Origin of the sequence: Herbaspirillum seropedicae, assembly GCF_001040945.1 — a bacterium.
GTDB lineage: Bacteria > Pseudomonadota > Gammaproteobacteria > Burkholderiales > Burkholderiaceae_D > Herbaspirillum > Herbaspirillum seropedicae.
In genome coordinates, this window is the sequence record NZ_CP011930.1 from 4,611,114 (window position 1) to 4,633,959 (window position 22,846).

Genomic DNA, 22,846 nt, shown 5'->3' on the forward strand with positions numbered 1-22,846 from the left:
TGAACCGCTCGAGCCTGGCAGGCGCATGCCTGCAGAGGTCAAGTTGTATGACGATTTATTCTAGAGAGCAGGTATGAAGATGTCAAATGGTCAGACCACATGAAGACGGCGGTTTGACTATCCCCGGCATTGCATGTGACCAACAATTACCCTGAAATGGTAAGCACACTGTTCGTCAATGTGCGGCTAATCAGCAGTGATCTGTTTCTATATACTGCCAAATCTCTCTAACAGCGGGAAGCTGCACTTATTTTGCTTTCATGCAGGCTGACCAGCTGCAACCGCAGCCGAGGCTACCTGACCTGACTTCTTTCTGCTGCCGTTTGCCGTGAGAGCACGAATCTCGAGTGCATCTGCAGGGCAGCACGGGGGCACGGCGGCCATTTGCAACTCATCACTTCGGGGCAACAAGAACAATGAAACTCTCCATCGTCAACCGGCTGTATATCCTCATCGGCGCCGTGATCATCGGCTGCGTCGTCCTCGCCGGCGCCAACATGGTCAAGATGAACCGCACGTACGCCGACGCCAGTTTCGCCAGCGAGAACGTGGTGCCGAGCCTGTTGAGCCTCTCCACCATCACGCAGGGCATCAACGGCATGCGTATTGCGACCTGGCGTTATCTTGCGCTGACCGAGTCGGTCGATCGCGGCGCCATCGAAAGCAGCTTCAACAGTGCAAAGAAAAGAGTCGAAGACGCCCTGCAAAAGTATGAACAGGAACAGCTTGCCGACGCCACCGACAAGGAGTTGCTCCGGGCGGTCCGTGTCAGTTATCAGGAGTTCGACAAGTCACTCGCCGAGGCGCTGAAGCTGGCCAACGCAGGCCAGTGGAATGAAGCGCGCGCCCTGCTGGCCAACAATCAGCCCGTGATCGACAGGTTGAACAAGGCAATGACCGAACTGCGCGCCTACAACGAGAAGATCAGCCAAGCCGGCGCCCACAGGGCGCAGGAGACCATGGCGGCGGCGCGACTGCATGCCATCCTGATCAGCGCGGCAGTCATTGCCGTGGTGACCCTCATGGGCCTGCTGATCGCACGCAAGATCGCCCGCTCCCTGGCCGAAGCGGTAGAGCTGGCCGAAACGATTGCCGAAGGCGACCTGACCCGCGAGATCGACACCAGCAGCACCGATGAAATCGGCCACCTGATGGCGGCGATGGCCAAGATGAATCGCAACCTGGTCACCATCGTGGCGACCGTGCGCACCGGCGTCAACACTGTCGCGGCAGCTTCCAGCCAGATCGCCACGGGCAACATGGATCTGTCGGCGCGCACCGAACAGCAGGCCAGCTCGCTGGAGCAGACCGCTGCCGCCACCGAAGAGCTGACCTCCACCGTCAAGCAGAACGCCGAGAACGCCCTGCAGGCCGATCAACTGGCCAGTGCCGCGTCCGGTATTGCGGCCGAGGGTGGCGAGGTGGTGAAGCAGGTGGTGACGACGATGGAGGAAATCCGCAGCTCCTCGCTCAACATTGCCGACATCATCTCGGTGATCGATGGGATCGCCTCCAGACCAACATCCTGGCCCTGAACGCCGCAGTCGAGGCCGCCCGTGCAGGCGAGCAAGGGCGCGGCTTTGCGGTCGTCGCCACCGAGGTGCGCAGCCTGGCGCAGCGCAGTGCATCGGCGGCCAAGGAGATCAAGCAGCTCATCGATGATTCCGTGAGCAAGGTCGAGAACGGCAGCCAGTTGGTCATGAGCGCCGGCAATACCATGCAGCAGGTGGTGGAGAGCGTGCGCCGGGTGACTGACGTGGTCACCGAGATCAGCGCCGCCAGCCGCGAGCAGAGCCTGGGCATCGAGCAGGTCAACCAGGCCATCAGCCATATGGACCAGAGCACCCAGGAAAACGCCGCGCTGGTGGAAGAAGCAACGGCGGCAGCGCAGTCGCTGCAGGAGCAGGCGCGGCAGTTGGAGCGTGCGGTGAATGTGTTCAAGCTGCGGCAGGAAGCGATGGACATTCTGGAGATGGAGGATCACCGTGTTACTCAGACTCTGCCCGGGCGCGAATTGTCCTTGCTGCCGGCGCCACAAGTCGAGGGCTAAGAGTAGATAGTCATCAGCAGCAGACTATGGCGGCGTCAGCGATGGCGCCGCTAGGCGAAAATCTTCGCCACCAACTGCACGGACGGACGCATGATCGCCGGCATTCCCTACCTCCCCACAACAGAAGCATAACGGCCAACACGCGCCGCACCCTGCCCGTCCCACTCCGCAGACCTTGTTCTCCCCCATCAGAAATCGAATTAAGTGGACGAACTTCAATAAGTGCTGAAGCGTCGGATGCGAGCATTCGCTTCCACTTCCAAAATACGGGTGTCGCTCGTTTCGGGGCGATAACGTGGTATGCCTGCACCATCAGGCTATGTGCAATTTTTAGATCTTATTGATTTCCATTTGCTGGCAATCCGGCACGATCACTTCATCAAGGCGCAGGCGGCAGAACCGTGCCGGTGTTCGCCATTTCTGTTTCACACCGGCACCAGCCAGAAAAAAGGAGATTCGACGTGGTGTTCCTGCTTATTGCCACCTACCTGTTGGTCAGCGGCCTGGCGATGTGGCTACTGCTGTTTCCTTCCGGTAGAGCGCAGACGCTGCGTTTCCTGCAAACCCGGTGTTCCCGTCTGCGGAACCGCTGGGAACGCTACAACGACAGGGGAGACCAGATGATTGCCGAGGTCACATCGAACATCCGTAGCTCACTGACATCAAGACTGAACTATGTACGCAAAAATTACTTAGTCTTATCAATCATCGTTGCCTTGTTGATCGGCCCAGCCATCGTTGCGCTTCTATTAGCCGGCAAATCCATGTTGCAAGGATTCGACGATACCCAGCGGGCGACCAATTCTCAGATCGCGGAACTTTTGAAGGGCGAGCAACTCGTAGCACCGCCTCCGCTGCCGCCAGACATGTTCACCACCGCTGAAGTCGTACAAGTCCGTCCGATGCTTGTCGATGCCAGCCGCAACTGGCAACTGCTCAATCCTGAATACGCCCAACGCCTGCTCCTGGTTTTCAAGATCATGAAGGAAAAGCATGGCTACGAGATGGCGCTGATTGAGGGCTACCGGAGTCCGCAGCGGCAGAACATGTTGGCCGGGATGGGCGGCGGTATCACGAACGCAGCGGCCTTCCAGAGCTACCATCAATACGGCCTGGCCGGCGACTGTGCTTTCGTCAGGAACGGCAAGCTGGTGATCAGTGAGAAGGATCCATGGGCCATGGCCGGTTATCGCCTCTACGGCGAGGTCGCCGAATCGGTAGGACTGACCTGGGGCGGCCGGTGGAAGCTGATGGATTTCGGCCATACCGAATACCGTATGCCGGGAGTGATGAAGAAGTAGTTCGCGACGCGGATGCGTTCTAGTAATCCGACGAAAGTCAGGCTGTAAAAAATATTGGGGGATATACCATGAGCAGGCCAACCATCTGGGAGGACAAGCGCCCGCGCGGCGAAATCAGCATCGGAGGTTACGGCTAGGTCGCCACGACTGTCTATGCAGAGCAGCACATCACGACAGGGGTAGGGCTCACAATAATAATAATAAAAACACATAAAGCAAACGCTGATGAGCAGACAGATAATGCGGAGCCTGTTGAGCGCCGCAATCTTCTTGGTCACTTGGGTGATATTCATCGCCTACTGGTTCGGCATCAATCACCGGCTGGATCGCGGTGACGCCATTTTTTGTCTACTACCGATGCTTCCAGCCGGGTTTCTCCGGCTGCCGTGGGGCGCGGCCAGGGCTTGGAACGCGCTGAAAGCGACTGTCAGCGCGCCGATCTGCGCCGTGTTGCCAGGTGAACCAGAACCGCCGCCGCAATGCCGATGGCCTCGAGCCATGGTAGCTAACGCATGGCGCTCCGCCTTGGCCACCGAGGCCAGCAACCCGCTGCAAAAATCTCGACAGAGGCCACCGCGTCAACAAAGGGTAGCGGAGTGGTCCGATCTGTCTCGGCTGATCGCCAGTAGCGGCGATCGGCACAGCTCGCAGTTATAGCTGTTTCAGTCCGGCTACGACCGCAGCACCCTCGGCCTCTGATCAGCAACTGTTTCAGGGACCGCAGAACAAAAACTCTCACCCCAAGCGCTCACATCATGCAACGACTCTGGAAAATTCTCAGCGACACGCGCGTTCTCACTCTCCTAGGATTTATGGCGCTGGCCGCCGTGCTTTTCATCGGCGCGGAGCAGCTGGAACTAGCCCCGATCTGGCCAGCAGTGCTGTTCTGCGCGCTGTTGCTAGCGTGGCTGGCATTGCGGCGCTACCAGCGCTGGAAGGCACAGCGCGCGGCGACCAAGCTGGAAAATGTACTAGAACAGCAAGCCGCCCAGCCGCTGCCTGTGGGCAGCGAGGCAGCCCGCCACGACGACGTGGCCGCCCTACGCCAGCGTATGCTGGAAGCCATCAACACCATCAAGACTTCCAAACTGGGACAGAAGTCGGGCGCAGCAGCCTTGTACGAACTTCCCTGGTACATGGTCATCGGTAATCCGGCGGCTGGCAAAAGTACTGCCATCGCCAATTCCGGACTGCAGTTCCCCTTCGCCGACAAGGGCGGCAAGATCGTCCACGGCGTCGGCGGGACACGCAATTGCGACTGGTTCTTCACCACCGATGGCATCCTGCTCGATACCGCCGGGCGCTATTCGGTGTACGAGGAAGACCGCCGTGAATGGTTCAGCTTCCTTGGCTTGCTAAAGCGCTATCGCAAACAGGCGCCGATCAACGGCATCATCATTGCCGTCAGCATTGCAGAACTGACCGGCAATCGTCCGGAATTCGCCATCAATCTGGCCAAGAACCTGCGCCAGCGTGTGCAAGAGCTGACTGAAAAGCTGGAAGTCTTTGCCCCGGTGTATGTGGTCTTCACGAAGACCGACCTGATTACCGGCTTCAACGAATTCTTCCTCGATAGCGAACGTGGCGAACGCGACCGCGTCTGGGGTGCGACCCTGGCCTACGACCGCAAGCACAGCGGACAGGAAGTGAGCAACTTCTTCGACGAGCGCTTCGATGAACTCTATGCCGGCCTCAAGGAGATGAGCCTGGCCAACATGGCCGTCAAGCGTGGCGAGAATCTGGCGCCGGGCGTACTGACCTTCCCCTTGGAATTCTCGGCCTTCAAGGGCGTCCTGCGCTCGTTCGTGACGACCTTGTTCGAAGAAAATCCCTTCCAGTTCAAACCGGTCTTTCGCGGCTTCTACTTCACCAGTGCTCTTCAGGAAGGAGCTACCCTGGGCGCCTCGGCGCAGCGTATCGCTGATCGCTTCGGACTGACGCTGGAAGATCAACCCCAACGCGAAGTCCTCTCAAAGCAAGGCTTCTTCCTGCATAACCTGTTCAAGCAAGTGATCTTCGCCGACAAGCAATTGGTGGCGCAGTACACCAGTCGCAACAAGATCCGCATGCGCTATCTCACTTTCTTCGCCGCATTGGCCATGCTGGGCGCGCTACTGGGCGGCTGGAGCTGGTCTTACATGGGCAATCGACAGTTGGTGGCCAATGTGCAGGCCGACATGGACAAGGCCATCAAGCTGCAAGAAAAACGTCTGGATCTGCAATCACGCTTCGAGGCACTGGAGATATTGCAAGATCGCATCGAACAGCTGGACCGCTATCGCTCTCATCGCCCAGTCTCGATTGACCTCGGACTGTATCAGGGCGACCTTCTCGAACGCAAGCTACGAGAGGAATACTTTGCCGGGATCAAGGAAATCATGCTGAAGCCGGTAGCCTCCAGCATCGAGAACTACCTGATCGAAGTCAATGCCAATTCCAGCAAGTTGGAACCGATGTCGAGGCCGCCTCAAGCCGATAGCCTCGCGACAACTGGCGACAACAACATCCATGCTGGCAACGCCCTGCGGACCTACAAGGACAGCTCGGCTACCAATGTGGAAGATGCTTACAATGCGCTCAAGACCTACCTGATGCTATCGGACAAGTCGCGCGCCGAAGCCAGTCATCTGAACGACCAGATCACCCGCTTCTGGCGTGGCTGGTTGGAAACCAACCGTGGCACCATGCCGCGCGAACAGATGATCCGTAGCGCCGAGCGACTTATCAGCTTCTCGCTGGAGCAGATCGATGATCCGTCCTGGCCGACCACGGAAAACAAGCTGACGCTGGTCGACCAGACCCGAGAGAACTTGCGCCACGTGGTGCGTGGCATGCCGGCCCGTGAGCGCGTATATGCCGATGTCAAGGCACGTGCTGCGACCCGCTTTGCCTCCATGACCGTGGCGCGTATCGTCGGCGACAAGGACCGCGAACTGGTCATGGGCAGCTACGCCATCCCCGGCACCTTCACCCGCAACGCCTGGGAGAAGTTCGTGGAGGACGCTTTCAAGGAAGCCGCCAACAAGGAACTGCAGAGCGCCGACTGGGTGCTCAAGACATCCTCCAAGGAGGACCTGACGCTGGAAGGCAGTCCGGAGCAGATCCAGAAAGCCCTGGTCTCGCAGTACAAGAGCGAATACGCCCGCGAGTGGCAGAAATTCCTTCAAGGCGTGAGTATCGTCGAACTACACAATCTCGACGACGCTACCAATGCCATGAACCGCCTGGGCGACCCGCTGACCTCTCCGATCAACAAGGTCATCAGCACGGTGTACGATGAGACCTCGTGGGACAACCCTTCGCTCATCGGCTCCGGGCTGGCCACCGCCAGCAGAGGGCTCAGCGGGTGGTTCAAGGAGACTGTCTTGCGTCGCTCCCCGGCCCCGCCACCTGCTCCGCCACAGCTCAATACCGATGGCGGCGCCGCCATCCCGATGGGACCGGTGGCCCGCGAGTTTGCAGGCGTGGCACGACTGGTGGTAAGCAAGGACAAGGGCAATTCGCTCATGCGCGGCTACATGGAAAATCTCTCCAAGCTGCGTACCCGCCTTAACACCATCAAGAACCAGGGTGATACCGGTCCTGGCGCCAAACAATTGATGCAGCAGACGCTGGACGGCAGCGGCTCGGAGCTGTCAGACGCACTCAAGTTCGTGGACGAGGAAATGCTACCCGGCCTCAACGATCAGCAGAAGACCACGTTACGGCCCTTGCTGGTACGTCCGCTGGTCCAGGGCTTCAATGCCTTGGTACACCCGACCGAAGGTGAGCTCAACAAGATCTGGCGGGCTCAGGTTTACGAGCCATTCCAGAACAACTTGGCGACCAAGTATCCATTCTCGCCCAGCTCAAAGATCGAGGCTAACAGCGGCGAGATCAACACCGTCTTCGGTGAGAGCGGCGCCATCTCGAAGTTCGTGACCACAGCCATGGGACCACTGGTGGTGCGCCGGGGTGACACCCTGTCTCCGCGCAAGTGGGCTGACATGGGCATCACCCTCTCGCCTGCCATCACCACCAGCTTCGCCGATTGGATCAGTACCCACGGCAGTACCGGCGCCGGTGGCGGCGCAGGGGATGCGCAGACGGTGTTCCAGATTCAACCCCAGCCAGCGCCGGGCGCGCTGGAATACACCATCGAAATCGATGGCCAGCAACTGCGCTACCGCAACACTCAGGCCCAGTGGGTCAACTTCGTCTGGCCCAACCCGCAGGGCTCACCAGGCGCGCGGGTGACTGCTGTGACCTATGACGGGCGCACGGTGGAAGTGGCCAGCCAGCCGGGACGCTTTGGACTGGAGCGTCTGATAAACACTGCCCAGCGCAAGCGCAAGGACAACGGAGCCTTTGAGCTGTCATGGACCAATGAAGGCGTTACGGTGATGGTGAGCCTCAAGATCATCAGCAGCGCCGAAGTCTCCGGCAACGGCAGTGGTACCGCACGCGGTACAGCCGGCCTGCGCGGACTGAAGTTGCCCGAAACCATTGCAGGCGGCGGCTCGGCGCTGCAAGCACAACCACAGACGCTAACCACCACGACAGGGGCTACGCAATGAGTGCAACCGGCACCCATATCAAGATCGGCTATTTCGGCAAAATTCCAGCTCGGGGAGACTTCATCAAGGCAACCGACCAAGCGGCCCTGATCACTCTGCTGGATAACTGGCTGGCGCAGGCCATGGAGCTACTTTCACGTGATGCGCGATGGAAGATCATCTACGACGGCGTCAAACCCTTGCATTTCGTCGTCATGGGACCGCGCAGCCGGCGAGCCGTGGCAGGCCATCTGCGCGCCAGCAGCGACCAGTCGCAGCGACGCTTCCCTTTCATCTCGATGAGCGCCTTCGATATTGATGACCCGGTCGCCTTCGTCGGCAACAGTCCCCTGATTCTTGCAAGGCTTTGGTCGCGTATGGAGTCGCAAATCCAGGAAGTGCTGACTACGCCAGATCCCGGCCAGTCCCTGCAAGCCATGGCCTCGACTACGGTGGAACTCGACATCGACAGCAACGGCTACGGCTACGGCGCGGCATTTACGGACTTTCTGGAGCTTCATACCACCGGCTCGCTGCAGCAGATGCTGGCCGACGCCGGCTTCAACGGTAATCTGCGCCAGTTGTTGTTAGCCCTTGGGTTGCTGTTACACCCGGTGATGGTCAGCACATCCAGCCGTCTCGACAAGAACCTGATCTTGCCGCTGCCTCACGACACGATGTACCGAGGCCTGGTCGCCAGCTTCTGGATGCACCTGATCACGCCATTCCTGACACGCGCCGATTTTGAGTTGTCCTTGTTCCTCACGCGAATGGAGGAGCAACCTTGCATGTTCCTCGGCTTCTCAGGCGCGTCTCCACGGACCTTACATTCAGTCATGGATACCGTGGCCGGCGCAGAACACAACATATCGTTTGACGATGCTGAGTGGGTCGAAGAGCATGTGGGCGGCAACTACGGCGTTCAGAAACTCTCCAGCTACCTGGCCCATCCGGAGCTCTCGCTCAGATCGGCCATCGACTCATTCCACGACGCTTTCACTGGAGCCTGAATCTTGAAGACGAACATTCTCTCCCTTTTCTATCGGCTGGCGTTGAGCGCGGTCTGCTTGTCCTGCACCACAAGCGACGCGCAAAACCTCGCCCCGCCCGTGGCCACCCCAGCACCGGGCCAGGTTCTGGTCACCGGAACTGTCCCGGACGAAGCCAGCAAAGCAGCAGCGCTGACGCGCCTGCGCGAACTCTACGGTCACGACCGGGTGGTAGACCAGATTTCGGTCGGCCCGGTGGTCTTGCCCGCCAACTGGAACAACCATGTGCAGAAACTGATCTCACCCAACCTCAAGGCGGTCAGACAGGGCCAATTGAAGATCGACGGCACCAACGTGAGCATCTCGGGTGAAGTCTCCCATGAAGCGCAACGCCAGCAGATCGCCAGCGACATGGCCACCAGCCTCAATTCATCCTATATCATCAACAATGGCTTGCGCGTCTCAACGTCTGAACAAGGAGTGCTGGACAACACCCTGGCCAATCGCGTTGTGTCCTTCGAGAGCGGGCGCGCCACGCTCACCCCTGAAGGCAAGCGCATCCTCGATGAAATCGCTGCGACCATGTTGCAGCTCAAAGGTAGGCGCGTCGAGATCATCGGCAATACTGACAACGAAGGCCTGCGAGCAAGCAACATCTCGCTTTCTCTGGCCCGCGCAGATGCGGTCAAGGCTTACCTGAGCACCAAGGGCGTCGATGACAGTCTTCTGACCACGTCTGGCCAAGGTCCGGATCGCCCTGTGGCATCCAATGCCACATCCGAAGGACGCGCCAGGAATCGCCGGATCGAGTTCCGGATCGCCAAGTAACAGGGACTGCAGACTTCCTCCCAAAGAAAAAGGAACCGCTGCGAACCGGTTCCTTTTCTTCTGGCCTCATGCTTGGATATGCTCAATCCTGCTGTGGCGCCTGCAATCCCAGTAATTCCTCGACATGAGACAAGGCGGCACCGTCCTTGATCACGGTCCTGAGCCAGGCATGCAAGGGCATTTCCCCCCACTGCGCGGCCTTGTCAGCCAGATGCGCTACCGGACTATGCGGTTCGCTGCGGCGGAAAAACTCAGCTACGGCCCGCAGTTGCCCGATGGCTTCAGCTCGGGTACGGATCGGCCCTTGATGCTGAAGCACGGCTGAGGCGGAGCCACCGGATCCCGTCAACTGTGCAGCCACTGCGGCATCGTCCCCGTCAATCAAGATGCTCTCTGCTGAAACCGCCGAACGCAGCCCGGTCTCAGCAGCGAAACGGACAATGGTGTCATGTACCAGCTTGGTTGCTTCACGTGCGGCACTGAAGCCGGGACCATCGACACCAAGACGGTGGTCCACGATATTCTCGAGTTGCTCAAGGCAATGGCGACAGTATTGGGCATCTTCCAGCATAGCTTCATAGAACGCGTGCGAGCTGCGCTTGCGGGCCGATTCCATCACGGCTAGCTTGACGCCCTCTTCCGGCAGGCCGCCTTCGTTTACGATGCGCTCGGCATTGGCGGCACGGGTGCGGGCGCTGTTGAAATCGAACAGGGAGAAGGCGCTACCGCGTCCCTCGGTCAGCGGGATCTCGTGCGACATTTGCACCGATCGAGACAACAACCAGGTCAGGTTGCCAACGCGACGGTCGTGGTCGCCATCTTCCGAAAGCGGGTAGAGATGATCCCAGAACTGATCGAACAGACCGGCCATCAACAGAAATCCATCCCCCAAGCCGCGCAGGCCACGGGTCTTGCAAGCCGCTTCGCCGTACCAGACGGCCAGACGCAAGTCTTTGCTACGGGTTTCGATGAGCTGGGCGCAACGCTGCTCGACGAAACTCCAGTCGGCTTCCTTGATGTCGGTAACCCATTCCCCTTGGTCCAAGGTCGGGTCATCGAAACGCCTCGCCTGGGCAATAGCGTCCAGGTCGGTTGTGAAGGACAGGTCTTCGCCGCCGGGGTGCTCATTGCTGATGGGCTTGAGCAGCACGTCGATGACGGTAGTGGGCAGCTTGGTGCCCAGCGCGGATTTCAAGGTCGGTAGTTTCATGAGGAAGCGGTCCCGATCAGTTATTTTCTTAGGTGCGCGAATCCTGTTCGGCACATCTATTGGATGGTGTACTTGAAATCACCTTTCTTGCTGGCCGATACCTTAATACGGCGAATCTCCACACCTTCGGCCATGCGCACCAGCACACTTTCGGCAACCGCAGGCAAAAGAGTTCCGCTAAGGATGTTGTCAACATTGCGTGCGCCCGAGTCCACCTCGGTGCAACGCCCCAGCACAGCCTCGACGAGCGCCTTGTCGTAGCTGAACTCGACCCTATGATTCTCGGCAACACGCTTGGCAATACGCGCTAGCTTGAGCTTGATGATCTCGACCAGCACGACGTCGGCAATCGGGTAATAGGGAACGACCTTCAAGCGCCCGAGAAATGCCGGCTTGAAGGTCTTGATCAGCTGTGGTCGAATCAGAGTGTCAAGTTCTTCAGGGGTAGGCAATTCTTCCTGGCTCTTGTTCAAGCAAGCCTGCATCATCTGCGCGGAAGCCACATTGCTGGTGAGGATGATGATGGTGTTCTTGAAATCAATCTCGCGTCCTTCGGCATCATCCATCACTCCCTTGTCGAAGACCTGGAAGAATAGCTCCAGGACATCCGCGTGGGCCTTCTCGACCTCGTCGAGCAGCACCACACTGTAGGGATTGCGGCGTACGGCCTCGGTCAGCACACCGCCTTCACCATAGCCGACATAGCCGGGCGGCGAACCCTTCAGGCCAGAGACCGTATGGGCTTCCTGGTATTCGCTCATGTTAATGGTGATTAACTTGCGTTCGCCACCGTAGAGCACATCAGCCAGCGCCAACGCTGTCTCGGTCTTGCCTACCCCAGACGGCCCCACAAACAGGAATACGCCCTTGGGCTTGCCGGGATCATCCAGATTGGCCCGAGATGTTCGTACACGCTGCGCCACGGCTGAAGTAGCCTGCGGCTGCCCTAGAACACGCTCTTGCAGCAATGCGTCCAGATCCAGCACCGTCTGGATTTCGTCCTTGACCATCTTACCCAATGGGATTCCGGTCCACGCGGCCACGATCTCGGCAACCACATGCCCATCCACCTGGATCGGCACCATCGGCGCGTCACCCTGGCGTTGCCTGAGCTCATCCAACAACTGCTTCAGCTCCGCCCGAGCGGCGTCCACGTTACCGCCTCGGGCGTCTCCCGTACCGGGATTTTCCAGAGTGGCACGAGCTTGCTGGATGCGTTCGTTGAGTTCACGCTCCTGCTCCCAGCGCAACTGCAAATCATGCCGTTCGGCTACAGCACAAACATGCTGATCCAGCAGCGACGCCAGTCGCTCCTCATGCTGCGAACCGCTGGCAGCCTCACGCCTGAGCGCCGAAATCTCCGTATCCAGGCGCTCAAGGCGTCGGGTGACACCTTCCAGTAGTGCGGGAGTGGCATCCCGCCCGAGCGCCACCTTGGCGCAGGCCGTGTCGAGCACACTAATGGCCTTGTCGGGCAGCTGACGTCCGCTGATATAGCGGTGCGAAAGCCTGACGGCTTCGACGACGGCTTCATCATAGACGCGCACTCCGAAATGCTGCTCCATGAGAGGCACCATGGCACGTAGCATCGCGCAGGCCACATCCTCGCCCGGCTCTTCTACCTTGATGACCTGGAACCGTCGGGCCAGCGCGGCATCTTTTTCGAAATATTTCTTGTATTCGCTCCAGGTGGTTGCCGCGATCGTGCGTAGCTCGCCCCGCGCCAGGGCCGGCTTGAGCAGGTTGGCTGCATCGCTCTGGCCGGCCTGGCCAGCGGCGCCAATCATGGTGTGCGCCTCATCGATGAAGAGAATGATGGGATATGCGCTCTTCTTGACCTCATCGATCACGGTTTTGAGGCGACTCTCAAACTCACCCTTGACGCTAGCCCCCGCCTGCAGCAGGCCCATGTCCAGGGTATGGATCTCAACTCCCTGCAAGGGCTTCGGCACATCGCCCTGGGCGATACGCAGGGCCAGCCCCTCCACCACGGCGGTCTTTCCCACGCCAGCCTCGCCGGTCAGGATCGGATTGTTTTGCCGACGGCGGAGCAGAATATCGACTGCCTGCCGGATCTCAGCATCGCGGCCAATGACCGGATCTATCTTGCCATCGCGGGCACGTTGCGTTAGCTGCGTAGTGTACTGATCCAGCGCAGTCATCTTGCCGATGCGAAGCTGCTTGAGTTCGCCCATCGGGTCGCCACCACTCTCCCTGTCGCCGCCCTGACCTGTCTTGCCGATTGCAGCCGACTCCACGGATCCTTCGGTAAGCCTGTGCAAATTGTGCTTGATTTCATCGATCTTGAATTTGGCAAATAGCTTCGATCCACGATACGCAAGCTGCGACAAATCGCTTTGAGTCAGCAGCGCCAGCAACAAGTGCGCACTGCGAACGGAAGGATTACTTTCCTCCAGCGAGGCAATGAGCCATCCGTTCTCGAACAACGTGCGCAGGTGCGGAGACAGGACAGGAGTACGCGCATTGCCCTCTCTGAAGGTCGAGATCTCGTGCTCCAGATCGGCTTGCAGGCCATCGGTATCGATGCCGCTTCGGCGCGCGATCAGGCTGAAGTCTGACTGCGGTTGCTCAAGCAAGGCCAGAAAGAGATGCTCCAGGTCCACTTCATAATGGCTACATGACACGCACAGCGTGGCGGCGCGTTCGGTAGCCAGGCGTGCGGTCTCATTGAGTTTGCAAATTAATGATCTGAGATTGATTCCCATGCAGCTCTTCCTTCTTGCTTGTCGTGGCGACGGCATGGCGGCCGTCGAGGTTGTTAGGACTTTCCTTCATGTCACTGGACAGAGATTTCGTAGCGGAGATCAGCACGATCACGAGTTTCGGGAGCGGTAGCGACGAAACTATCCCATCCCAGGCGCCCGCCTTCACGCATGCTCCCCAGTGTCATCCCGCGAACGTCCTGAGCAAGTAGTGCGACCTCCACTTCATACTCAAGCGTGGATCCGCTAAACATGCCCAACATGCGAGCTAAGGCCACGGAAACCTCCTTGCCTGGAAGGAACTTCTCGAAATCTCTTATAGCAACGGGACCGATGCGCAACCGCATGCGCAGGTCGCGCTGCCAGACACGTTCGCCCACCATCGCCTTCCCAAGCACGGAGTTGGTCGATCCAAGCACAGTCTGATGCTGGCGCGGAACCTTGTACCAGTAGCCGATGAACTGCTCGATCTGGAGCGGCACCGAGAAATACTCGCCCAGCACCTTCTGCATGTACAGTGCAGAGGGTGGGCGATGGCGCAAGGCACCTGCAAAATACCCTAAGGATTCATCGCGCACCCCGTTGCCAGTCCCATCCTGCAAACGCTGGCGCAGCGAATGGAAGCCGAGCCCGGAGAGCGAAAGCAGCAAAGGCAGAAATGTGTCGCGACGACCTACATCGTAGTGAAACGTCAGCCGATATTTGTTCCATGCGTGGTAGAACAAGGCTAGTGAACGAGTGGAAAACGCGTCCAGAAATGCACGCGGTCCTTCGTCGCGGTGTTCAATCTGATGACGCGCAACACGTTCGGTGTAATGCGCGGGAAGGGAGCCACTACTTCCGAGAAAACCCATGAAGGTCGGTGTGATCCTGACATACTTCATCTGCCCACACCGTAACGCCTGCTCCATGTTATCGACCGAGATCGCCTCACCCTCGCGTGACGGGTAAGTATCGATGGCCTCGATCTCGCTGGCAGGAAATCCCAGTACTGTACGATTGGCAAAGCGCACGAAGTCGCTGACGGCACGCTCGTGTGGCACACCATTGCGCCTGAACCAGCATTCGATCATGCGCACGGCTTGGAAAAACTGGAAGCGGTGAGGAACGGCGAACAGCCGCTCGATCACGCTAGGCTCAAATCTCCGCTGCGTGGCCTGCATTTGAGCAATTCCTCTCCGGTTCTTTTGGATATCACGGTCAGCTGCGAAAAGCTGTTGGCGTGCACGTACAAGCCCATGAAGCGATCGATCACGCCCGCGAAGGCGTGCAATCCACTTCCCACGAAACCTTCCTCATCAACGGTCAGCTTGACCTCTATTCCGCGGACAAGGCTGGCAAACGGATTCCCAGGCAGCCATGCGGTTGCAGGTCGATGGTCAATGGCAGCAATGGCACTGATCTGCCGTTGTGAGATAGGTGAATTGGACTGATCATAGAGCGTCAGCATTTCCTGGAAGGCCTCGAGGCCGACGCGCATGAGGGAAAGATGATTCAGCGACAGTTGCGAAATCAACCGCCATTGGGCCCCGCGCCCTCGCTCGAAGCGGGATGGCAATGTCGGCTTGCGCAGCAGGGCAGCGGTACGGATCACGCCGCCGCCCTCCAGGCTCAGATCACCGCCAGGCAGGCCATAGGCCAGCAAGGCAGGAAGATCCCGGTTGGTGCAAGTCAGTTCGATGCTTAAAGTATCGGTCTCAATCTTGGAGGGATCGAAATCGATATCAACGATGGATATCTCGGTTTCATAGCCAGGACTCTTCAATGCAATCAGTTCGTCACGGCGCATGGCCCAGTAATGACCATCACTCTCGGGCGATTGGCCATGACGCAGCGAGTAGAAGGGGCGAAAGCTTGTGATGGACTCGCCCTGCGGCGTCTCCCGTACTAGTTGCACCGAATCAATCGAATACACCTCGTAACCGAAGGCTCGCCGGCCATCGGGTAATACTGGATAGTAAGCACCAGCATGCGTCAGCCGGATTGGATCGCCGCGTTGGCTGAACAGATTGATCACTGGTGTGCAACCCAACAGCAAATTGGCGGCACTAACTCCCCCAAGCTGCCTGGCAATATGAGAATCGGCCCGCAGACCGGAAAGTCCCAGGTGCAGGATGAAACTTTTGCTGTCCGCAGGCAGGACCGCAAGGATGGCCGACAGGTCAATATCAAAGAAATTGAATTTTTCGGGGAAGGCAAAATACTCGGTCAGATGGCGATATGCCGGATGAGACTGTGAAGGAAAATCGATCAACGCATCCTCATCGGCGAATCCGACCTCAGCCAAAGGGATCGCGGGCAAGGGAACCCAACGCCGACTGCCCGGCAACTCGATCCAGGCGGCAGCGCTGCGCATAAATAAGCTGTCTCGCAGGGCGGCGCAGAAAGATGCCTCGCCATCTATAAAAACGCGCAGCGAGACCAGGTCGAGCTTGGCCAAGGCCAGCTGCTCCCCCGCCGTTGCGATGCCGATGGAGAGGGAGGACGTCACCGAAGTCGGCAATACCACTGCTTCGGGTGCGTCAATGATCGGCGAGAAGACCGCGTGCGTCAGACAGATAGGAGCGACCGGGACATCATAAACTGTCTGAAACTGGCAAACCACGCCCTTGACCGGTCGGGTAGATAACGTCGTACCTCTAGGGATGATGGTGGCACTGGTCAGTTGTTCCGCCGATTCCGCGCAATCCATGCGGGCGATCGAACAGGACGGGAAGGGACGAAGATAATGCGGATAAAGGACCTCGAACAAGGCCTCGGTGAACTGCGGGTAATCATCATCCAAACGCTTGGAGACACGTGCATTGAGCAACGCATAGGACTGGATCATGCGCTCGATATGAGGATCCTCACAGATCTCGCCAGCCATCAGCAAGCTGCCCGCAATCTTTGGGTAACGCTCGGAGAAATCCCGGGAGTAGCGGCGCAGAAAGCTCAGCTCGCGCTCGTAATATGGCAGAAGCTCTTGCACTTACACTCCTATGCGTGTCGTTCGCGACTTGCTGATGGAATACTGCAATGTCGAAGGCTGCAGCACCGCATCAAAATTGACAGTCTCACGCGCAGCGTTAACCACCAGCAAGGCACTGATGGCGAAGTTGAGTCGATTGATGGAACCGTCCTGAATTTCCAGCGTTGCTTTCACGCCGCGCAATCGTGGCTCATGCCGCGTGATGGCTTCTTCCAGGGAATGACATATAGCACTGCGGTCATCAAGGCTTGCCAGGCTCATTCCAGCGAAATCGTTGAGGCCATAGGTGATGATGGAGTTGCTGCATTCCGGGAATTGCTCCAACGACGCCTCAGCTATGACAGAGCGCGTATTGAGCATTGCCTCGAGGTCACGTGCCACGACATCTTTGAGTTCCTCTATTGACAGACGGTTGATGACAGCACCCACAGAGGCACGTGGCCCCTCACTCATCAGCTTGTCAAACAAGCTGGGCGCAAAGCCTTTCATATGCTTTCTCGCATTGGTTGGACTTGGAGAGGGAAGTCCGCCGGAAAGCCGGCGGACGTCATAGCTCCTTATGAACGGCTGTTCTTTTAGGAACAACTCATCCGTTCAGCGCAAGATCACCTTAAATGACCTTATTGGTTGACAAGTCCCAACCACCCGAAGTGTTGCCGGCAGTACCGCCACCCTGCTTCTGCTGGGTATACTTCCATTTCACGGTGGAGTATTTCAGGCCGACAGTTTCGTTCAGGATCTCACCTGACTCAATAGACGGCTTCACGCTGCTGATCATGACGTTGGTCAGTTCGATTTCGAAATAGCGAACCCGCTCGCCCTTACCATCGGCCCGCATGAACTCGAATTTTGCCTTGGGAATGGTCTTGCCCGAGGACGAGTTTTGCAACAGCAGCGGCGACGCCAGATCAGCCACTTTGGTGAACACGATGTCCTTGTGTTCGCACCGTTCAGCGGTGTGACCACCACCAGTCGATGCTGTTGCCGACTTCGGCTGAAGGACTTCCCAATCAACGGTCTTGCATTCGATCCAATCCTTGTGCAGATCATCAGTGGATTCACCTTTGATTCCGTCGATTTGTATGTAGACGTCAATTGCCATAATTTATCCTGTAAAGATGAGAGAGGAAAAAAAGTTAAGATTTACCTGCCTGCGGCAACTCCGCAACCAACCTGAGCGACACGGACAGTTCATCCAACTGAAAATGCGGACGCAAGAACGACACAGCGCGATAAACGCCTGGTCGTCCCGGCACTTCCGACACCTGTACCGAAGCTTCGCGCAGCGGGAATTGCGCTTTTGCCTCTTGCGTGGCGTTGTCGTCCAACAGCACGTATTGCGCGATCCAGCGATTAAGGAAGTCTTCGACGTTAGAAGCGGCAGCAAAGCTGCCAATCTTGTCTCGCATCATCGACTTCATATAATGAGCGATGCGCGAGACAGCAAATATGTACTGCAACTGCGACGACAGAACCGCGTTGGCGTTAGCGGCGTCCGAGTTGTACTTCTTAGGTTTCTGGGCCGACTGCGCGCCAAAGAAGGCGGCGTAGTCTGTATTCTTGCAATGAACCAGCGAAATGAACCCCAAGTCCGACAGCTCTTTTTCGCGACGATCGGTAATAGCGATTTCTGTAGGACATTTAAGCGCCACCTCTCCTTCGTCGGTCTTGAACGTGTGGGTAGGGAGATCCTCGACCAAGCCACCACCCTCCACGCCCCGGATCGCGGCGCACCAACCAAAGTCCTCGAAAGCCTTGGTCAGCTTGCTACCGAAGGCATAGGCTGCGTTGCACCACAGGTACTTTGAATGGTCTGTACCATCTACATCTTCGACGAAATTAAATCCTTCCACCGTCGTTCCATCCTTTGGGTTGAAGGGGAGGCGACCGAGGAAGCGCGGCAAGGTCAGGCCAACATAGCGCGAATCTTCGGATTCGCGGAAGGATTTCCATTTGGCATATTCGACCGTATCAAAGACCTTCGACAGATCACGTGGCTTGCCAAGCTCGGAAAAGCTTTCCAGGCCGAAGAGTTCCGGTGACGCTGCGGTAATGAAAGGCGCATGAGATGCAGCGGCGATGCGCGACATCTGCTCGATGAAGTACATGTCCTCAGGTTGCCGAGTGATTTCGAAATCACCTAGCAAGGCCCCGAAGGGGGCGCCGCCAAAGGTTCCAAACTCCTCCTCGTAGACTTTCTTGAACATGGCGCTCTGGTCAAATTCCAGCGCCGAGTTGAAGTCCTTGACCAATTCCTTCTTGGTTGCGTTGAGGATCTTGATCTTCTGGTTCTCGCCCACAGTGGTATTGCGTACCAGATAATTCAGGCCGGTCCAGCTACCTTCAAGCTTCTGGAACTCCGGTGCGTGCATGATGGCGCTAACCTGGCTGGAAATAAGTCGATCCAGTTCGGCAATACGCGCATCGAGGGTAGCGGACAGGTTCTCCGATACGACCACCGTTCCTTCCATAACCTGGCTGACGAGCTCGGAAATCAAGTCCTTTGCGCGATCATGCTCGGAAGATGACTTGGCGACCTTGCTCTGTTCAACAATGTCATCCAGAAGGGTGCTGCCAGCAGCGGCAGGCGCAGCGCTTGCTGCGGCTTCGATATGGGCTTGAGCGGACATGGGATCTCTTTTATTTGTTGGTTTGCTTGCTAAGTTCGGCCAGCTTCTCGGTACTGTTGAGAACGTCGTTGAGGATGTCTTCCAGTTTTTCGTTGCCGGCGATCTTATTGCGCAGATCGGCTAGCCTGGTTCTCGCCTCCAGCAGCTTGCGCAGCGGCTCGACCTGCTGTACCACGGACTCGGGACGAAAATCTTCCATTGAACGAAACTTCAATTCCACTGCAAACTCGCCCCCTTTATCGGAAAGCTCGTTGGGTACGCGGTAGACCGCGCGCGGTTCTATTCCCTTCATCACCTCGTCGAAATTGTCTGGATCGACGTTGATGAATTTACGATCCTTCAAACGCGGTTGGGGCAGCTCGGAGTTTCCACCGAAATCGCCCATCACGCCGGTGACGAAGGCCAGCTCCTTCTTTTCGATGGCGTCGCCAATCTCGACGTCATAGGTCATCTGCACGCGCGGGGGACGCACCTTTTGCAGTTTCTTCTGAATGCTTTCTTTCTTAGCCATGATTACTCCGCTGCTGTATTGGATGACGCGCCCCATCGTCTGAGGCTGCTTGAAAGACTGGTGCGCCAACGTGCACCCGTCGACTCGCCTTACTTCAGATTGCCGAACGGATTGGGCCCGCTACCATTACCGCTCTCAGTATCCGAAGCCGACGTTGTCTTACGCGCTGCCTTGCCACGCGCTCGAGGAGGTGTCACAGCTTTGGGCTGCGGCACCAAATTGTTCTCGCCGAGGTTTTCGCGCAGGATCTTGGTCAGATCCTGCGCCTCGGCTTTAAGCGTACCGTTCAGCGCATTCTGTGCGCGTAGATCCCCCGATGATTTCACTGCCAAACGCAGACCAGAGAGAGTAACGACACCGTTGGCGACCTTATCACCGGGATCACGCCTGAGCGCTTCCTGCGCGTTGACGATGGCATCGCTGTAATCGCCCGCATCAAATCGGAGCTGCGCAATACGTATCCATGGATTTTTGTCAGCGGGGAAGCGACTTGCCACTGCCTTGAGTACCGACACGGCCTCATCAGTCTTACCCTCGGCGTGCGCGGCATTGGCCTGGGCCAATCCGCTTTCGAGCGCGTTCTTGGCGTCATCGCCAGGATTGGACTTAGGCTGAATGTTGGTGCAGCCACCCAACGCCAAGACCAGCATCGCCGAAACGATCAGACCTACGTTCAATTTGCTCGCACGCATTGGAAACCACTCCTTATATTTTTGAGATTAGGAAAATCTTGCGCGAGCTCGCGCAAGAGAATTTGTCGAGACCGAAAAATTCCGGAGATTCCTGATTTTTAGACTCCGAATAGTCCGAGACGGTACTTTTCGGAGTGAAACTGATGCTTCTGAAACCCGGAAGCTATTACTAGCCACGTTCCAACTACAACTATCATTTTTTCTCGACTTAATAGTTTTAAGTAATTTGAACTTAAGGCCCGATCAAATGTATCGCATGAACCGTCAACAGAAAATGCAGCGCCACAATCTGTAAAGACTTCCTAAAATTTTTTCGGCACGCGAGAAGTCGCGCATCAAAAATCCCAAATAACATACGGGGCAGAGTTGAAAAACCAACTGACTAATCACTTGGCAACGGTAATCGCCATTTTTTCCCTATCCGGTTGTGCCGCCGTCGGCGCTGCTTCCTCGGTCGCGCAAGCGGCAAGATCCACCCTCGAGGCACTTGGCCTGAAAAAAGCAGAGCCACCGGAAGTCCCTGATGCGATGAAACAACCTCGAAGCATCCCTATCAAGCTGCATGCCTCCAGGGCGCTCAATCTTGATCCGCAGCAGCGTCCGCTGGCCTTAGTCGTAAAAATCTACAAGCTGAAGCAGAACATAAGTTTCCAACAGGCTTCATACGACACCTTTCTGAGTACGCAGAAAGAAAAGGAAGCCTTGGGAGCTGACCTAATGGAGGTAAAGGAGATCACGCTGGTGCCAGATCAGCGCTATGAAATTATCGAGAAGGTAAGTTATGAAGCGGGCTACATCGGCGTGGTCGCGCTTTTCGTCAATCCAGCCCAGCAGCGCTGGCGCATTGCCTTCAAGGCTGATGAAGCGGAGAAAATCGGCATTACCGTCGGCGTGCAATCTTGCTCGCTGACCTTGGGTAAGGGTGCGGCGGCTGTTGATACGCAAGGCAAGCCGTTAGAAAAAGATCTGACGCTGGCCCCAGTTCAGTGTCCTTGAAATTGAAAGGGCAATTCACGAAACATCGTGACATGACAATCATAATGAAGAGGAAATCAAAGTGAACCAGTCCAACAAGGTCCTATGGGGCGAAGGTCTATTCCTGAGGCCACAACACTTCCAACGCCAGGACCACTACCACGAAGCGCGCCTGCACCAGACGGCGCTCACGCTCAATCCCTTTTGCTGGGGCATCTCTTCTCTCAAGGTGGATCATGATTCCTTGAACAACAACACGCTACGCATCTTGGAACTGTCCGCGATCTTTCAGGACGGAGAGATCTACAAGGCCCCGGATGGAGACGACCTGCCCGATCCTATCGAGCTGACCGAGATTCCGCTATCGCAACAATCCGTCACCTTCTACGCTGCGCTTCCCGTGCTGAAAAGTTTCGGCAGCAATTTCGCCTCAGGCGTGGCCAATCATCAGTCGAGCCGTTACATCCAGCACAATATCGAGACACCCGATCTGTTTACCGACGCCGCCAAGGCCGAATTGAGCTATCTGAAGAAAGCGGTCCGCCTCGCATCAGAGAGCGAACCGCGCGACTCCCTGGTATGCATCCCCATCGTGAGGCTGCGCCGGTCTAGTTCATCAGGATTCGAACTAGACCCTGATTTCGTCGCTCCCAGTTTGTCAGTCCACGCAGCGCCACTGTTATTCCAGCGCCTGCGCCGTCTTATGGATGCCTTGCAGGCCAAGGTTAGCGCACTGTATGGCCATCATCGCGAGCCGAGCAAGAACGTAGTGGAATTCCGTTCTGGCGACATCACCTCTTTCTGGTTGCTCCACACCGCCAGCACCGCTTATGCCCGGCTTTCACACTATCTGAATAATCCCTTGCTGCATCCCGAGCGTCTGTATGAACAATTGCTAGCGTTGGCGGGCTCGCTGATGACGTTCTCGCGCAGCCTGATGCTGGCGGACCTGCCTCCGTACGAACATCGCGATCCGGGCCCGCCGTTTGCTCGGCTGGATGGCATCATTCGCGAACTTCTCGACACCGTTATCTCCTCGCGTTACTTCGCCATCGTGCTGCATGAGAGCAAGCCTTCTTACCACATGGGCATGCTGGACTCAGGCAAGATCAATGAGAAGACCAACTTCTATCTTGCAGTCAACGCCGACCTTCCCGCCATCGAACTGGTCGATGTTGTTCCATTGCGCTTCAAGGTCGGCGCGCCCGACGATGTCGAAAAATTCGTACTCGCCGCGCTACCCGGAGTCAAGCTAGTGCATTCGCCGCAAGTGCCGGCTGCTCTGCCGGTACGTCCTGATACGTATTACTTCACCCTCGAAAGCAAGGGCCCCATGTATGAACGGATGCTGCAAGCCCAATCACTATGCATCTATGTGCCTTCCGGCATCCGCGAACTTAAACTTGAACTGCTGGCGGTAACACAATGAAC

At 57.3% G+C, this 22,846-nt stretch carries 15 protein-coding genes and 1 pseudogene; 7 read left to right on the forward strand and 9 right to left on the reverse strand.

Annotated elements, in window-relative coordinates:
• The first annotated feature begins 416 nt into the window (after positions 1-416).
• The 5 genes and pseudogenes from ACP92_RS25265 (at position 417) to ACP92_RS20090 (ending at position 9,703) form a co-directional block, all read left to right on the forward strand.
• Positions 417-2,050: pseudogene (locus ACP92_RS25265) on the forward strand (methyl-accepting chemotaxis protein).
• A 461-nt stretch (positions 2,051-2,511) separates the two neighbouring features.
• Positions 2,512-3,351: a M15 family metallopeptidase gene (locus ACP92_RS20070; protein ID WP_013235957.1), complete on the forward strand. Its 840-nt coding sequence runs from the start codon at positions 2,512-2,514 to the stop codon at positions 3,349-3,351.
• Positions 3,352-4,106: 755 nt separating this feature from the next.
• Entirely contained in the window at positions 4,107-7,907 is a 3,801-nt protein-coding gene (gene tssM / locus ACP92_RS20080) for a type VI secretion system membrane subunit TssM (RefSeq protein ID WP_048348627.1), read from the forward strand.
• Positions 7,904-8,896, forward strand: a complete 993-nt coding sequence (gene tagF / locus ACP92_RS20085; protein ID WP_013235959.1) for a type VI secretion system-associated protein TagF — start codon at positions 7,904-7,906, stop codon at positions 8,894-8,896. Before tssM ends, tagF begins: the two co-directional genes overlap by 4 nt.
• 3 nt (positions 8,897-8,899) lie before the next feature.
• On the forward strand, positions 8,900-9,703 hold the full coding sequence (locus ACP92_RS20090; RefSeq protein WP_013235960.1) for an OmpA family protein: 804 nt from the start codon (positions 8,900-8,902) through the stop codon (positions 9,701-9,703).
• A gap of 82 nt (positions 9,704-9,785) precedes the next feature.
• On the opposite strand, the gene tssA is transcribed toward ACP92_RS20090, so the two are convergent.
• From tssA to ACP92_RS20135, 9 genes are all read right to left on the reverse strand, one after another.
• Positions 9,786-10,913, reverse strand: a complete 1,128-nt coding sequence (gene tssA / locus ACP92_RS20095; protein WP_013235961.1) for a type VI secretion system protein TssA — start codon at positions 10,911-10,913, stop codon at positions 9,786-9,788.
• Positions 10,914-10,969: 56 nt separating this feature from the next.
• Entirely contained in the window at positions 10,970-13,639 is a 2,670-nt protein-coding gene (gene tssH / locus ACP92_RS20100; RefSeq protein WP_013235962.1) for a type VI secretion system ATPase TssH, read from the reverse strand.
• Positions 13,640-13,710: 71 nt separating this feature from the next.
• On the reverse strand, positions 13,711-14,799 hold the full coding sequence (gene tssG / locus ACP92_RS20105) for a type VI secretion system baseplate subunit TssG (protein WP_013235963.1): 1,089 nt from the start codon (positions 14,797-14,799) through the stop codon (positions 13,711-13,713).
• Positions 14,763-16,607 (reverse strand): type VI secretion system baseplate subunit TssF, encoded by a 1,845-nt coding sequence (gene tssF / locus ACP92_RS20110; RefSeq protein ID WP_013235964.1) that lies wholly within the window; start codon positions 16,605-16,607, stop codon positions 14,763-14,765. Before tssF ends, tssG begins: the two co-directional genes overlap by 37 nt.
• Positions 16,608-17,096: a type VI secretion system baseplate subunit TssE gene (gene tssE, locus ACP92_RS20115; RefSeq protein ID WP_013235965.1), complete on the reverse strand. Its 489-nt coding sequence runs from the start codon at positions 17,094-17,096 to the stop codon at positions 16,608-16,610.
• A gap of 121 nt (positions 17,097-17,217) precedes the next feature.
• A complete protein-coding gene (locus tag ACP92_RS20120) occupies positions 17,218-17,709 on the reverse strand; it encodes an Hcp family type VI secretion system effector (protein ID WP_013235966.1) in 492 nt (163 codons plus the stop codon).
• 34 nt (positions 17,710-17,743) lie between these two features.
• The gene (gene tssC / locus ACP92_RS20125) at positions 17,744-19,237 is read right to left on the reverse strand and encodes a type VI secretion system contractile sheath large subunit (protein WP_013235967.1); all 1,494 of its coding nucleotides are present in this window, start codon (positions 19,235-19,237) and stop codon (positions 17,744-17,746) included.
• A gap of 10 nt (positions 19,238-19,247) precedes the next feature.
• Positions 19,248-19,748 carry a type VI secretion system contractile sheath small subunit gene (gene tssB, locus ACP92_RS20130; RefSeq protein WP_013235968.1) on the reverse strand — a complete coding sequence of 167 codons (501 nt, stop codon included), beginning with the start codon at positions 19,746-19,748 and terminating at the stop codon, positions 19,248-19,250.
• Positions 19,749-19,837: 89 nt separating this feature from the next.
• A complete protein-coding gene (locus ACP92_RS20135) occupies positions 19,838-20,440 on the reverse strand; it encodes a tetratricopeptide repeat protein (protein WP_013235969.1) in 603 nt (200 codons plus the stop codon).
• A 366-nt stretch (positions 20,441-20,806) separates the two neighbouring features.
• Between ACP92_RS20135 and tssJ the strand changes: the two genes are divergently transcribed.
• A complete protein-coding gene (gene tssJ / locus ACP92_RS20140; protein ID WP_013235970.1) occupies positions 20,807-21,436 on the forward strand; it encodes a type VI secretion system lipoprotein TssJ in 630 nt (209 codons plus the stop codon).
• Positions 21,437-21,497: 61 nt separating this feature from the next.
• Entirely contained in the window at positions 21,498-22,844 is a 1,347-nt protein-coding gene (gene tssK / locus ACP92_RS20145) for a type VI secretion system baseplate subunit TssK (RefSeq protein WP_013235971.1), read from the forward strand.
• Positions 22,845-22,846: the final 2 nt, after the last annotated feature.